This window comes from Nocardioides sp. CPCC 206347 (assembly GCF_048654605.1).
In the GTDB taxonomy this organism is placed as follows: Bacteria; Actinomycetota; Actinomycetes; order Propionibacteriales; family Nocardioidaceae; genus Nocardioides.
Genome location: NZ_JBMCYZ010000003.1, coordinates 172,741 through 186,834, shown reverse-complemented (window position 1 = coordinate 186,834; position 14,094 = coordinate 172,741). Strand labels below are relative to the sequence as shown.

Genomic DNA, 14,094 nt, shown 5'->3' with positions numbered 1-14,094 from the left:
CCAGGAGCGCGACGGTCAGCAGCGCTCCGATCCATCCCCGTACGGACATGTCGCTGTCCGTCAGGCCATCGTGAGGCCGCCACTGACGGACAGCGTCTGGCCCGTCACGAAGCCGGCGCCGTCCGAGGCGAAGAAGGAGACAGCCGGGCCGATGTCGTCCGGCGTGCCGAGGCGCTTCATCGGGACCGCGTTCGTCATGCCGGAGATGACCTTCTCGGCGTCGCCGCCGCCAGCACCGTCGGCGAACTTGCGCAGCGCCGGGGTGTCCGTCGGGCCGGGGCACACCGTGTTGGCGGTGACACCCTTGCGCGCGACCTCGCGGGCGAGGGTCTTGGTGAAGGCGATGATGCCGCCCTTGGCGCCCGAGTAGACCGCCTCCATCGACGAACCCACGCGACCGGCGTCGGAGCCGATGTTGATGACGCGTCCGAAGCCGCGCTCGGTCATGCCCGGCACCACGGCGTGGATGACGCGAAGTGCGCCCTTGTAGTTGATGTCGATGACCTTGTCCCAGAACTCCTCGGTCGTCTTCACGAAGGGCATGAAGTCGTCCCAGCCGGCGTTGTTGACCACGACCTCGATCGGGCCGAGCTCCTGCTCCACGGTTGCGACGGCGGCCTTGACCGACTCCGTCGACGTCACGTCGATCTGGACGGCGATGGCCTCTCCCCCGGCGGCGCTGATCTCCTTGGCGGTCTCCTCGGCGACGGCAAGGTTCAGGTCCGCCACGACGACCCGGAACCCGTCCCGACCCAGCGTGGTGGCGATGCCCTTGCCGATGCCCTGGGCACCACCGGTGACCAGTGCGACGCGGTTGCTCATTGTGTTCTCCTTCGAGTGGTGGGTTCAGCTGGCCGGGGACCAGATGACTGGCCCGGCGATGATCGAGTGGCTGGTGAGCTTGCGCCCGAGGGTGCTCTGGGCGTCGCGGGCGGCGTCGATGATCCGCTCGAGGTCGAGCCCCGTGTCGACGCCCATCTCGTGGAACATCGAGACGAGGTCCTCGGTGGCGATGTTGCCCGTCGAACCGGCCGGAACGGGGCAGCCGCCGAGCTCGCCGAAGCTGGACTCGAAGCTGCGGCAGCCGGCTTCCAGGGCGGCGTACGCATTGGCGAGGCCCTGGCCGCGGGTGTTGTGGAAGTGCGCAGTGATCTCGACTCCGGGCAGTCGTTCGATCGCAGCGGCGAAGAACCGGTGGGCGTACGCCGGGTTGCACATCCCGGTCGTGTCGCCGAAGCCGATCTCGGTCGCACCGGACTCGGCGAACTGCTCGGCGAGGTCCAGCACCCGATCCATCGGCACGGCACCCTCGAAGGGACAACCGAAGGACGTGGCGATCACCGCGCAGTAGGTGAGGTCCTCGGCGAGGATCCGTTTGCCCATCTGCATGACGTCATCCATGGTCTCCTGGACGCTGCGGTTGATGTTGCGCTTGTTGTGCGTCTCGCTGGCGCTGACGAAGAGGGCGATCTCCTCGAACAGATCACGGTGCCCGAGGGCGTTGTCCAGACCCTTGCTGTTGGGGACCAGGACCATCCGCTGGACATCAGCGGGGACGTCGATGCCCTGGAGCACCGCGACCCCGTCGGACAGCTGGGGGATCACGTCGGGGCGCACGAAGCTGGCGACCTCGATCCGCTTGACACCCGACTGACCAAGCGCGTTGATCAGCCGGATCTTGTCCTGGGTCGCGATCGTTTCCGGCTCGTTCTGGAAGCCGTCCCGGGGGCCGACCTCCCGGACGTGGACGGTCCGGCGCTCGTCCTCGGCACTGTTGGGGAACGTCACGGTCTTCAGGGGGGAATTCATCGGGTCTCCTGCTCTGCGAGGCTGCGTTCGAGGTGGTCACGGTGTTGGGGTGCGGCGACCTCGATGAGGCGCAGCGCCCGCTCGGCAACCGTGCAGCCGGTGAGCATGGCGACACCATGCTCGGTCACGACGGCGTCGACGTCGACGCGCGCTGTGGTGACGACTCCGCTGGCCAGGGTCGGCACGATGGTGGACTGCTCGCGCTCCCCTGAGCCGACCGTCGAGCGCAGCGCGATGATGGACCGCGAACCGGTCAGCGCTGCGGCCCGACTGAAGTCGACCTGGCCACCGACCGCACCGATGTGGACACCGCGCGCGAGCTCGGCGCCGACCTGGCCCAGCAGGTCGACCTCGATGGCGGAGTTGATCGAGATCAGGGAACCCAGGCGCGAGAGCACGGACGGAGAGTGCGTGTAGCTCGCGGGCCGGAACTCGACCGGGAAGTCGCCGAGCCGGTGGTAGCCGTCGGTGCTGCACAGGGCCGCACCGGTGACCACGATGCCGGCATCGATCTCCTTCTCACCACCGGTGATCACGCCCTTCTCCACCAGCGTCAGCACACCGTCGGTGATCATGCCGCTGTGGAAACCGAGCTTGCGGTGCCCGGAGAGCGCTTCCAGGACGGCGGACGGCAGCGAGCCCACCCCGATCTGGAGGGTGGCTCCGTCGTCGACGATGCCGGCCACGTTGGTCGCGATCGCCCGCTCGACGTCGTCGGCGGGCTTCGACGGCGCCTCTCGCAACGGCCGGTCGGTCTCGATGACGGCCGCGAAGGTCGACAGGGGCAGCCTCGGGCCGCCGGTGGTCCGGGGCATCTGCTGGTTGATCTCGGCGATGAGGGTGCGCGTGTGGTGCAGTGCGTCGGCGACGTACTCGACACCGGTGCCGAGGGTGACCATGCCGTCGCCGTCGGGGGGCGAGACCTGCACCAGGCCGACGTCGTTGGGGAGCTGGCCGGACGCGAACATCCGCGGAATGGCCGAGTAGTGGCACGGCACGACGTCGAGCTGGCCCTGCCGGCTCAGGCTCCGCAGCTGTCCCAGGCCGCCGTACGAGACGACGGTGAGCTTCTCCGGCAGGTCGCCCGAGAGTCGCTCGTTCCACGTTAGCCCCGAGAAGGCCCTGATCGGCCCGACACGGTCCACCGCGTCGAGCACCTGGTTGACGAGGGGCTCGGGCTCGGCACTGCCTTGCCCCCACCACACCCCGTCACCCGGGTTCAGGAAATCCGCCACGTCGAACATGTCGGCCTCAGACGCGCTGAACGAGAGTCGCCGTGCCGAGGCCGCCGCCGCAGCACATCGTGACCAGTCCGACCTCGACGTCGCGGCGTTCCATCTCCGCCAGCAGCGTGGCGAAGAGACGCGAACCGGAGGCACCCACCGGGTGGCCCAGGGCGATCGCGCCGCCGTTGACGTTGACCTTGTCCATGTCCGGCTTGAGCTCGCGCTCCCAAGCGAGGACGACGGAGCTGAAGGCCTCGTTGATCTCGACCAGGTCGATGTCGTCCATCGTCATGTTGTTGCGCTCGAGGAGCTTGCGGGTCGCAGGGATCGGACCGGTCAGCATGATCAACGGGTCCACGCCGACGGTGGTCTGGTCGAGGATCCGGGCGCGCTTGGTGAAGCCGTGCCGCGCCACCGCGTCGTCGGAGGCCAGCAGTACGCCGGCAGCCCCATCCGTCAGCGGCGAGGACGAACCAGCGGTGACCGCACCGACCTCGGGCCGGAAGATGGTCTTCAGGTCGGCGAGGCCCGCCACGCTGGTGCCCGGCCGGACGCTCTGGTCGCTCGTGCGGACCGAGCCGTCGAGCTCCATAGGGATGAGTTCGCGCTGGAACCGGCCGGCCTCGATGGCGGCCGCGGCCAGTGCGTGCGAGCGGACGGCGTACTCGTCCATCTCGAGGCGGCTGATCCCCCACCGATCGGCGATCCGCTCGGCGCTCTCGCCCATGGCCGGGAAGTCGTAGAGGGCCTTGAGCTCGGCGGGCCAGGCGGCGCCGTACAGCTCCTCGATCCTGACGACCGCGTCCATCGGGACGTGTCCCATGTTCTCGACGCCACCGGCGATGACCACGTCATGGGTGCCCGACGCAATCAGTGCAGCGGCCATCTCGACCGCGGTCTGGGCTGAGCCACAGCGGCGGTCCAGGACCGTTGCCGGGACCTCGGCGGGGTAGCCGGCCTGCAGCCAGGCGTTGCGGGCGACGTTGCGGGACTGCTCACCGAACGGCGCGGTGCACCCGATCAGGAGGTCCTCGACGTCGGCGGGCGCGAGGCCGGTGCTCTCGAGCAGGGCGGTGTAGACCGTGCCGAGCATGACGTTGGGGTGCACGTCGCGGAACCAGCCGCGGTCCGGGTGCGCGCGCCCCATGGGCGTGCGAAGCGCTTCGACGATCCAGGCGTCGCGACCTGTCAGCGGCATGTCAGATCACCGTCCCGCCGTCGACGGCCAGCACCTGGCCGGTGATGTACGACGCCGCGTCGGAGGCGAAGAACACGAAGGTCGACGCGATCTCGTCCGGTTCGGCCCACCGGCCGAGCGGGATCCGCGCGAGCGTCATCTCCGCGAGCTTCTCGTTGCTGCGGATGTTCTCGGTCATCTTGGTCGCCGCAAGCGGCGCGACGGCGTTGACCGTGATGTTCTTGCGGGCCAGTTCCTTGGCGAGGGACTTGGTGACGCCGATGATCCCGGACTTGGCGGCGCTGTAGTTGACCTGGCCGATGGTGCCGACGAGCCCGGCGGCCGACGTGACGTTGATGATGCGGCCGGCTCCGTTGGTGGCCAGGAACGGCAGGGCCGCCTGGCTGACGGTGAACGCCCCGCCGAGATGGACGCCGACGACGAAGTCGAAGCCTTCCTTGTCCATCTTCGCGAACATCGCCGGCGCGATGGCGCCTGCGTTGTTGACGACGATGTGCAGTGTCCCGCCAGCGAGGTTCGCGGCCTGCTGGGCCGCGGCAGCGGCACCCTCGGCGTCACGGACGTCGAGGGCGGCCGATTCGGCGCGACCACCGGCGGCCACGATCTCCGCGGCCACCGCAGCAGCCGAGTCCTTGTCGAGGTCGGTCACCATCACAGCCGCTCCGGCGCCGGCGAATGCCTTCGCGACCGCTGCGCCGATGCCACTGCCGGCACCCGTGACGAGGGCGGCCCGGCCGGTCAGGTCGAAGGGGGAAGTCATCAGTAGCTCCTGGGAAGGCCGAGGACGTGCTCGCCGAGGTAGTTGAGGATCATTTCCTGCGAGATCGGGGCGATCCGGGTCAGTCGCGCTTCCCGGAAGTAGCGGGCGACGTGGTACTCCTCGGCGTACCCCATACCGCCATGTGTCTGCAGCGCGCGGTCAGCGGCGTCGAAGCCGGCGTCGGCACACAGGTACTTCGCCATGTTCGCCTCGCGGGCGCAGGGCAGGCCCTGGTCGTAGAGCCAGGTCGCCTTGCGCAGGATCAGTTCGGCGGCATCGAGCCGAGCCAGCGAGTCAGCCAGCGGGAACTGGAGACCCTGGTTCATGCCGATCGGGCGGCCGAAGACCTCCCGCTCGTTGGCGTAGCGAACCCCGCGCCGCAGCGCGGCGCGGCCGATCCCGAGCGCCTCGGCAGCCACCAGGCACCGCTCGGGGTTCAGGCCGTCGAGGATGTACTTGAAGCCCTGGCCCTCCTCGCCGATCCGGTGCTCCTCGGGGATCCGGAGGTCGTCGATGAAGAGCTCGTTGGACGTGACGGCGTTGCGGCCCATCTTCTGGATCGGCCGGATGTCGACGTGCGCGCGGTCGAGATCGGTGAAGAAGAGGGTGAGGCCGTCGGTCTTCTTCGGGGAGTCCTCGAACCTGGCGGTGCGGGTCAGGAGCAGGATCTTCTCCGACTCCATGGCCTTCGAGATCCAGACCTTGCGCCCGTTGACGACGTAGTCGGAGCCGTCCCGCTTCGCGAAGGTGGTGATCCGGGTGGTGTCGAGCCCGGCACCGGGCTCGGTGACGCCGAAGCAGACGTGCAGGTCGCCGTTGACGATCCGCGGGAGGTTCTCCTTCTTCATCTCCTCCGAGCCGTGCACGATCACCGGGTGCATCCCGAAGATCGACAGGTGCATGGAGCTGGCGCCGTTCATGCCGGCGCCCGAGGCCGCCACCTCCTCGAGGAGGAGCGAGGCCTCCGTGATGCCGAACCCGTGGCCGCCGTACTCCTCGGGGGTGGTGATGCCGAGCCAGCCACCTTCAGCGAACGCGTTGTAGAACTCGGTCGGGAACTCGTGCCGGGAGTCCTTCTCGAACCAGTACTGGTCGTCGAACTTGCCAGCAAGGTCAGCGACCGCCTTGCGGATGGTCTGCTGATCGTCATTGAGATCGAAATCCACGGTGGGTCCCGTCCTGATCGGAGATGAAGGGGCCGACTTCACGCCAGCCGAAGACTTATGGATTGACTATAACAAAAGGTATGACCAATAACTAGATGACTTCGGACTCCCCGAGGACCAGGTGGAGACCGTCGGCAATGCGTTCGTTCCAGGCCGCGACGGGGCCGAAGAGCTCCGCATCGAGCCGGGCCCGCTTGTAGAACAGGTGGAGGTCGTGCTCCCAGGTGTAACCAATCGCTCCGTGCATGGTCAGCGCCGCGTCAGCGGCTCGTCCGGCCGCTGCCGTCACCTGGGCCTTCACCGCAGCCGCGTGCAGACCGCAGTCCGGGAACTGGCCATCGACCGAGGCCGCGGCGTAGTAGACGCCCGACCGGCCCGCCTCGAGGTCGACCAGGATCGTCGCCGCCGCGTGCTTCACCGCCTGGAAGGAACCGATGGGTACGCCGAACTGCTGCCGCTGGCCGCTGTACTCGACCGCCAGGTCGAGCATCCGCTGCATCGCCCCGAGCGCGTCGGCGGCCGTCACGACGCCGGCCATCTCGGTGATCCGTGCGAGCGCGACCGCGGGATCGACGTCGAGCACCTCGCCGGGCGCGCCGTCGAGGCGGACGTCGGCCACCGACCGCGACCGGTCGAGAAGAACGTGGGGTGTCAGCGTCACGGCGGCATCCCCTGCGGCGACGGCGTGGAGCCTCGCAGCGTCGCCCTCGCCCGCCAGGACCACGAGCACACCGGCCCGGTCGGCACCGAGCACACGGGGAACAACGCCGGTGATCCGGCCGTCGTGGTCGATCGCGAGCGACGGCGCGGCGTCCGGCAGGCACTCGGCGGCAACGACGACGGCGGCGTGTCCGCCCTCGAGGGCTGCCTTCAGCAGGTCCGGGCGACCCTGCAGTGCCGGAACAGCAAGGGTCGTCGCCAGCCAGGCCGCACTGGGCGCTGCGACACGAGCGAGCTCCTCCGCCGTGATGGCGAGCTCGACCAGCCCGCCCCCCTGGCCACCGAGCTCCTCCGCGACGCCGACACCCGACATCCCGTCGCCCACGAAGCGCTCCTCGAACGCGGACGGATCGGCCGCACCGTCGTCCGCGCCCTCGACACCCAACCAGGCGCGGACCTGCGCGGAATCGGCGACGTCACCGAGCCAGCCACGAAGCGCTTCGCGGTAGGCCTCCTGCTCCTCAGAGAACTTCCACTGCATGGCGCTGCCTTTCCACTGTGCACTCGTCCAGCCCGGCCAGCCCGGCGTTACCCGCCGTGAACGTGCCAACTGTTAGTTTGGGTATGACCAATGAAGCGGATGGGTCCGCGAAAGAACGGTAGGAAATGACTGATTCCACGAGCGCCCCCACAACGCCCGCCAGCGTGCGGGCCGCGGTCCAGCTCTCGCCCATGCAGGTCCCGAAGGCGTCCGACGTCCTCGCCGACGACCTGCGCGAGCGGATCCTTCGCGGCGACTTCCCCGAAGGCACCGCGCTTCCACCCGAGCGTGAGCTCGTCGCGCAGACCCGGATGAGTCGCACGACGGTGCGCGAGGCGCTCCGCATCCTGGAGGTCCAGGGCCTGGTGCAGATTCGCACCGGCCGGTCCGGCGGAGCATTCGTGCAGAAGCCGGGCGAGGAGTCGATCGCCAGCACGGTCAGCCTGCTCATCCGCGGGCGCCAGGTGCGGCTCGCCGCGCTGCTCGAGACCCGCGAGGCCGTCGAGCCCGCCTGCGCACAGCTCGCCGCGAAGTACCGCACCGACGCCGACCTCGAGGCGCTCGACCGCGCCAACGGCGCGATCGCACTCGAAGGGCCGCTCGGAGAGTTCCTCCAGGCCAACGTCGACTGGCACGTCGCGGTGGCGGTCGCCTCGCACAACGAGCTGTTGACCGGCTTCATGGGCGCCTTGTCGCGAGCCATCTACGCCGCCACCGACAACCAGGGCTTCATCAATGCGGAGGTCCGCAAGACCACGCTGCAGGCGCATCGCAGCATCACCGAGGCGATCCGCAAGCGCGACGCGACAGCCGCCGGACGCCGGATGACCCGCCACGTCCACGAGTACGCCTCGGCCGTCCTCGAGGTCGAGGAGCGCACCGAGATCGACGTCCCGGACTGACAGGTCACCACGGCGGGGTCAACCCAGACCCGGGCCGAGCTTGAACTCGGCTTCGGTCTTCGACGTGAGCTCGTCGAGCGAGACGCCCGGTGCGATCTCCAGCAGGGTGGCGCCCGTGCCGCCTCGTCGATCGATCTCGAACACCCCGAGGTCGGTGATCAGCATGTCGACCACGCCCTTGCCGGTCAGCGGCAGGGTGCACTCGGGCTTGAACTTCGACTCGCCGGTCTTGTCGCAGTGGTCCATCACGACCACGATGCGACGGACGCCGGCGACCAGGTCCATCGCGCCGCCCATGCCCTTGATCATCTTGCCGGGCACCATCCAGTTCGCGAGGTCCCCGTTCTGGGACACCTCCATGCCGCCCAGGATCGACAGGTGGACGTGGCCGCCGCGGATCATCGCGAACGAGTCAGCACTGGAGAAGTAGCTCGAACCGGGCAGGTCGGTGATGGTCTGCTTGCCGGCGTTGATGAGGTCAGGATCCAGCTCACCCTCGTAGGGGAACGGACCGATGCCGAGCAGTCCGTTCTCCGACTGCAGGGTCACGGTCATGCCCTCGGGCACCATGTTGCCCACCAGGGTCGGGATGCCGATGCCGAGGTTGACGTAGTAGCCGTCGCGCAACTCCCTGGCGGCGCGCTCGGCCATCTCTTCGCGGGTCCAGGCCATCACACGTTCTCCTTCACGACGGCCGGACGCGTGGTCGGGCGCTCGATGTGCTTCTCCGGGCCGGTGGACAAGACGATGCGGTCGACGAAGATGCCGGGCGTGTGCACGGAGTCGGGATCGATCGAGCCCACCGGCACGATCTCCTCGACCTCGGCGATCGTGAGTCGCCCGGCCGTCGCGATCATCGGATTGAAGTTGCGCGCGGTCTTGCGATAGACGAGGTTCCCCTCGGTGTCGGCCTTCCAGGCCTTCACCAGCGAGACGTCGGCCGTCAGGCCGGTCTCCATGACGTACCAGTCGAGGGTGCCGTCCGGGTTCGGGAACTGCCGCGTCTCCTTGCCGTCCGCAATGATCGTGCCGTAGCCGGTGCGGGTGAAGAACGCAGGAATGCCCGCCCCACCGGCACGGAGGCGCTCGGCCAGGGTGCCCTGCGGGTTGAACTCGATGTCGATCTCGTTGCTCATGAACGCCTCGGCGAGGATCTTGTTGTCACCGGCGAAGGACAGGATCACCTTCGCGATCTGGCCGTTCGCGAGGACGTGCCACATGCCGTGGTCGTCGCAACCGACGTTGTTGCCGATGACAGTGAGCTGCTGCGCGTTCGAGTCGCGCAACGCCATGACGAGGTCGACCGGAACACCGCAGAGGCCGAACCCACCGGCCGCGACGACCATCCCGTCCTGCACCTGGTCGGACAGCGCCTCGGCGGCGCTGTTGAAGATCTTCGTCATGATGCGGCTCCTGCTCGGGGCATGCCGAGGATCCGCTCGGCGGCGATGTTGCGCTGGATGTAGGTGGAGCCGCCCGCGATCGCGGTGCCACGGCTCTGGTTGGCCAACCGCAGCCAGGCGCGGCTCGCGGCGAGCTCGTCGTCGTCCTCGGCCAGGTCGAACTGGCCGCCGAGCGGCGCCAGGGACAGGCGGAAGTCGGCGAGGTCCTCGACGAGCGGGCAGAAGTAGAGCTTCCCGATCGAGGTCACCGGGCCGGGAGGCGCACCCGCCGCTGCGCCGGTGACGACGCGCTGGCTGATCGTCTTGTGGATCAACGCCCGCGACCACAGGTCGGCAACCTTCTGCCGCACCTTCGGGTCAGCACCCAGGGGCCGACCGGAGGCGTCCTGCATGCCACGGATGTCGGCAACGATGTCGGTCACGGCCTTGGTCGTGTTGACCCGACCGGTCGCGATCGCCACGCGCTCGAAGGCGAGCGTGCCCATGGTGACCTTCCAGCCACCGTCGACCTCGCCGACGACGTACTCGTCGGGAACGAAGACGTCGTCGAGGAAGACCTCGTTGAACTCGGCTTCACCCAGCATGTGCTGGAGCGGCCGGACGGTGACACCGTCGGTGTCCATCGGCAGCAGGAAGAACGTGATGCCCTTGTGTCGCAACTTGCCCGGGTCGTTTCCGCCCGTGCGCGCCAACAGGATGGCGTGGGCCGCGATCTGCGCCCGACTGGTCCAGATCTTCTGACCGCTGATCCGCCAGCCGCCGTCGACCTTGACAGCCTTGGTCCGCAGGCTGGCCAGGTCGGAGCCGGCGCCGGGCTCGGAGAAGAGCTGGCACCAGATCTCGGCGCCCGTCAGGATCGGCTTCAGCAGTCGCGCCTTCTGCTCGTCGGTCCCGAAGTGGGCGATCGTCGGACCGCAGAAGTCCTCGCCGATGATGTTGAGTCGCTCGGGTGCACCGGCGAGATCGCACTCCTCGCCGAAGATGGCGCGCATCCGCTCGTCCAGGCCCTGGCCGCCGTACTCCCGGGGCCAGGTGAGTCCGGCCAGGTCGGCGTCGCACAACATCTGCTGCCACTGCCGCCAGAAGGGGAGCTTCTCCTCCAGACCGGGAGGCTCGGGCCACGCCAGCTGCGGCAGGGCCTCGGCGAGCCACGCGCGCACGCGGGTGCGGAAGGCTGCCTCGTCGGGGGCGTCAGCGAGATCCATGGTACCGAGATTACAATGGTCAGACCGAATAGGCAATGGGGTCGACGCCCCGCGTCAGTCCTCGCGCGCGCCGATCGTCAGGCGGAGGAACTGCGAGATCGCCTCGGCACGGTTCTCGACCCGGAGCTTCCGCAGGATCTGCTTCACGTGTGACTTCACGGTGCCGGTGGCGATGACGAGCCGCTGCGCAATCCGCTCGTTGGTGGCCCCGGTCGCCATGAGGGTCAGCACCTCGAACTCGCGGCTGGTCAGGACCCGCTCGAGAGCCTGCGGGCGTTCGATCCCCACCGGCGGCGCATTCCTGCTGACCACCACGGCCGCCTCATCGCGCCGGGTCAGGTCGATGGCGCTGGTCGCGAGGTCGTCGAGCACCGCATCGACGGAACGCATCGCCTCCATCACCTGCGACCGCTGCTCGCGCAGCCGCGCCAGGAGGACCGCTCGCTCGAAGACCTGCGCGAACCCGATGGCGAAGAACCACAGGATGTCGCGATCGAGCTCGACCACTTCGGCGTCCCTGTTGTCCGCATGCAGCAGGCCGATCACCCGTTCACCCGACAGGATCGGCGCGACGACGTACGACGTCAGGCCGGAGGCCTGCGCCATCGGACCGTAGACGCGGGCGTCGTCGTCGGCGCGCAGCACGATCGCAGGTTCCCGGCGACGCACCAGCTCACTCTCGAGCAGCATGTGGGACAACCGGATGCCAGGGACGTCGCGGATCCAGTCACGGAAAGCGCGCTCGGTCTCACCCATCGTCGTGGCGTGGCTGCGCCACGGCCGCCAGGTTTCTTCGTCGACGCGCGAGAGCATCACCCGGTCGAAGCCGCCAGCGTCCGCTGCCACCTCACAGACCATCGCCAGCAGCTCGTCCTGGTCGGTGACGGTCCGCAGGCGGCGCAGGCCGCGGTCGAGCCGGTCCAGCCGTCGCAGTCGCTCGTGTCCGACGTGATCGTGGATGGCAAAGCGCACGGTGTGGATCTCGTGCAGCGCCTGACTCACCTCGACCACCTGGTCGGGTCGGTGGTCCCGGCCCTGGTCCAGCAGGCACTCCCGCAGCACGCCACCGAGAATGGCCAGCTGTCCGTCGACGATCCGGATCTCGTCGGAGGGAGTCTGCTCGATCTCGTCCGCGTCCTCGAGATCGTCGAGCACGTCGAGCGCGCGAAGCAGGTCGACTCCGGCCACGTGGGCCCGTGCCGCCTGCGCGACCAGCTCGGCCCGTCGTCGCGCTGATGCGGCGCTGCCCGAATCCATCACTCCACCTGTCCGCCGACGACGCTGGCCGCCGACCGTCTGCGTGAACGATCGTTCCGTCATCATGGTAGTCTCCTTTCGTGCCGCGTGACCGCCGGATTCTCGACACCGCCGCAACGGCGTTCCACGAGAAGGGCTTCCACGGCGTCGGCATGGACGAGCTCGGCCGCCGGGCCGGACTGAGCGGGCCGTCGCTCTACCGCTACTTCTCCGGCAAGGACGAGATCCTTGCGACCTTGCTGAACGAGGCGATGGACGAGCTCCTCGGCGCCACCCGTCCCGTCCAGGACGAGCCCGTCGCGGACCTGCACCGTGCCCTGCGGCACCACATCGACTTCGCGCTGGCGAACCGGCCCCTGGTCACGCTCTACCAGCGAGAGGTCCGCTCGCTCGTCGAACCGTGGTCGAAGAACTTCACCCGGCGCCGGGCCGAGTACTCCCGGGCCTGGGAGGCCCTGGTGGCCCGGGCACACCCGGGCCTCGACGAGGTCGCGGTTGCTGTTGCCACCCAGGGCTGGCTGGGCATGGTGTTCTCCGTTGCCACCTGGCCCGAGCGGGTGCTGTCCACCCCGCAGGTGGCCGACCGGATCCTCGGCCTGCTGACCCGCGGGGAGACGGACGCGCCCTAGGCCTTCGAGCGGAAGTCCCACATACCGGCGGCGATGCGGCGGTACTGCAGCTCGTCGGAACCCTCGGTGATCCGGTAGCGCCGGTGGTGCCGGTAGATGTGCTCGAACGGGTGATGCCTGCTGTAGCCGACGCCGCCGTGGATCTGCATCGCGCGATCGGCCGCGTCACAGGCCAGCCGGTTGCCCCGCACGTTGACCATGGAGACCTTGTCGCTGACCGCCGTCTTGCCGTGGACGTCCATCTCCCACGCCGTCTTCATGATGGTGTTGCGCACCAGTTCCGCCTCGGTCTGCAGCTCGACGAGCTGCCACTGAAGGCCCTGGTAGTCCCGCATCTGCTGGCCGAAGAGCGTGCGCTCCTCGGTGTACTCGACGGACCTGTCGATGCAGAACTGCGCGGCACCCAGCGAGCTCGCGGCCTGGCGGATCCGGTTCTCGTGGACGAACAGCTGCGCGCAGTCCAGGCCCCGGCCCTCCTCGCCGATCATGGCCGAACCCGGCACCCGGACGCCGTTGAGCCGGACCTCCGCATGGTCGGTCGGCATGTTGAAGGTCCACCAGTAGAACGGGACCTCGAAGCCCTCGGCGTTCGTCGGCACCAGGAAGGCCGAGATCCCCTCGGCCTTGCCGTCCTCGCCGCCGGTGCGCGCGAAGACGAGGTCGACCTCGGCGACGTCGACGACGCTGTTCCAGCGCTTGGCGCCGGTGATGATCCAGTCGTCACCGTCGCGCACGGCGCGGGTCTCGAGCCAGGTGGCGTCGCTCCCGTGATCGGGCTCCGTGAGACCGAAGGCCATCTCCATGTCGCCCGACACCAGGCGCTCGAGGTACCGCTCCTTCTGCTCGGGCGTGCCGTACTCGTGCAGCACCAGCGCCAGCGGGACGTTGGCGACCATCGACGCCTCGTGGCTCAGCTCAGCGTGCAGGCCGGGCCCACGGCGGGCGAGGTGCTCCCGGATCAGGGCCATCGCGACGTTCGAACCGTCCTGGCCTCCCAGCTCCTTCGGCAACGGGTAGCGGTAGAAGCCGGCCTCGTCGGCCAGGACCCGTGCCTCGTGCATGATCTCGCGCCACCGGCGGGTCGGGATACCGCCTCGCTCGACGTCGGTGCGCGTGAACTCGCGGGTGTGGTCGAAGTGCTCGGGGTTGGCCTCCTCGATCGGCTTGATCTTCGTGTCGATGAAGTCATCGAGGTCGGCGATGAACGTCGTGACGTCCTCGGGGATCGACCAGTCCATGGGTGTACTCCCTGCTGTGGTTCGCGGACCGCCGACGCTAGGCCGGAAACCCGGGACCGGCGTCAGGGGCGGACCGAACCGGTGTGGGGATCTCCACCAC

The 14,094-nt window shown here is 68.7% G+C and carries 14 protein-coding genes; 2 read left to right on the top strand and 12 right to left on the bottom strand.

Annotation, left to right across the window (positions count from 1 at the left end; translation table 11 throughout):
• Nucleotides 1–60: 60 nt before the first annotated feature.
• The 7 genes from ACOACQ_RS12535 to ACOACQ_RS12505 form a co-directional block, all read right to left on the bottom strand.
• Nucleotides 61–822, bottom strand: coding sequence for an SDR family NAD(P)-dependent oxidoreductase (locus ACOACQ_RS12535; RefSeq protein WP_378607200.1), 762 nt, complete (start codon nucleotides 820–822; stop codon nucleotides 61–63).
• Nucleotides 823–846: 24 nt separating this feature from the next.
• A complete protein-coding gene (locus tag ACOACQ_RS12530; protein WP_378607197.1) occupies nucleotides 847–1,809 on the bottom strand; it encodes a hydroxymethylglutaryl-CoA lyase in 963 nt (320 codons plus the stop codon).
• A complete protein-coding gene (locus tag ACOACQ_RS12525; RefSeq protein WP_378607194.1) occupies nucleotides 1,806–3,044 on the bottom strand; it encodes an acetyl-CoA hydrolase/transferase family protein in 1,239 nt (412 codons plus the stop codon). Before ACOACQ_RS12525 ends, ACOACQ_RS12530 begins: the two co-directional genes overlap by 4 nt.
• 16 nt (nucleotides 3,045–3,060) lie before the next feature.
• Nucleotides 3,061–4,233: a thiolase family protein gene (locus ACOACQ_RS12520; protein ID WP_420288392.1), complete on the bottom strand. Its 1,173-nt coding sequence runs from the start codon at nucleotides 4,231–4,233 to the stop codon at nucleotides 3,061–3,063.
• 1 nt (nucleotide 4,234) lies between these two features.
• Nucleotides 4,235–4,993, bottom strand: a complete 759-nt coding sequence (locus ACOACQ_RS12515) for an SDR family NAD(P)-dependent oxidoreductase (RefSeq protein ID WP_378607188.1) — start codon at nucleotides 4,991–4,993, stop codon at nucleotides 4,235–4,237.
• Nucleotides 4,993–6,159, bottom strand: a complete 1,167-nt coding sequence (locus tag ACOACQ_RS12510) for an acyl-CoA dehydrogenase family protein (protein WP_378607185.1) — start codon at nucleotides 6,157–6,159, stop codon at nucleotides 4,993–4,995. Before ACOACQ_RS12510 ends, ACOACQ_RS12515 begins: the two co-directional genes overlap by 1 nt.
• Nucleotides 6,160–6,250: 91 nt before the next feature.
• A complete protein-coding gene (locus ACOACQ_RS12505) occupies nucleotides 6,251–7,360 on the bottom strand; it encodes an acyl-CoA dehydrogenase family protein (RefSeq protein ID WP_420288391.1) in 1,110 nt (369 codons plus the stop codon).
• 125 nt (nucleotides 7,361–7,485) lie between these two features.
• On the opposite strand from ACOACQ_RS12505, the gene ACOACQ_RS12500 reads away from it, so the two are divergent.
• Nucleotides 7,486–8,262 (top strand): FadR/GntR family transcriptional regulator, encoded by a 777-nt coding sequence (locus tag ACOACQ_RS12500; protein ID WP_378607179.1) that lies wholly within the window; start codon nucleotides 7,486–7,488, stop codon nucleotides 8,260–8,262.
• Between the two features lie 18 nt (nucleotides 8,263–8,280).
• On the opposite strand, the gene ACOACQ_RS12495 is transcribed toward ACOACQ_RS12500, so the two are convergent.
• The 4 genes from ACOACQ_RS12495 to ACOACQ_RS12480 are packed head-to-tail and all read right to left on the bottom strand — an operon-like array spanning nucleotide 8,281 to nucleotide 12,193.
• Nucleotides 8,281–8,934, bottom strand: coding sequence for a CoA transferase subunit B (locus tag ACOACQ_RS12495; protein WP_378607176.1), 654 nt, complete (start codon nucleotides 8,932–8,934; stop codon nucleotides 8,281–8,283).
• Complete coding sequence (locus ACOACQ_RS12490) at nucleotides 8,934–9,665, bottom strand: CoA transferase subunit A (protein ID WP_378607173.1); 732 nt, start codon at nucleotides 9,663–9,665, stop codon at nucleotides 8,934–8,936. The genes ACOACQ_RS12495 and ACOACQ_RS12490 overlap by 1 nt, the downstream gene beginning before the upstream one ends.
• The gene (locus tag ACOACQ_RS12485) at nucleotides 9,662–10,870 is read right to left on the bottom strand and encodes an acyl-CoA dehydrogenase family protein (protein WP_378607170.1); all 1,209 of its coding nucleotides are present in this window, start codon (nucleotides 10,868–10,870) and stop codon (nucleotides 9,662–9,664) included. Before ACOACQ_RS12485 ends, ACOACQ_RS12490 begins: the two co-directional genes overlap by 4 nt.
• 54 nt (nucleotides 10,871–10,924) lie before the next feature.
• Complete coding sequence (locus ACOACQ_RS12480; protein ID WP_420288390.1) at nucleotides 10,925–12,193, bottom strand: LuxR C-terminal-related transcriptional regulator; 1,269 nt, start codon at nucleotides 12,191–12,193, stop codon at nucleotides 10,925–10,927.
• Nucleotides 12,194–12,207: 14 nt separating this feature from the next.
• Here ACOACQ_RS12480 and ACOACQ_RS12475 point away from each other — a divergent pair, with 14 nt between their 5' ends.
• A complete protein-coding gene (locus ACOACQ_RS12475; protein ID WP_378607164.1) occupies nucleotides 12,208–12,756 on the top strand; it encodes a TetR/AcrR family transcriptional regulator in 549 nt (182 codons plus the stop codon).
• On the opposite strand, the gene ACOACQ_RS12470 is transcribed toward ACOACQ_RS12475, so the two are convergent.
• Nucleotides 12,753–13,994 carry an acyl-CoA dehydrogenase family protein gene (locus ACOACQ_RS12470; protein WP_420288389.1) on the bottom strand — a complete coding sequence of 414 codons (1,242 nt, stop codon included), beginning with the start codon at nucleotides 13,992–13,994 and terminating at the stop codon, nucleotides 12,753–12,755. The two genes, ACOACQ_RS12475 and ACOACQ_RS12470, sit on opposite strands and share 4 nt — an antisense overlap.
• Nucleotides 13,995–14,094 lie beyond the last annotated feature (100 nt).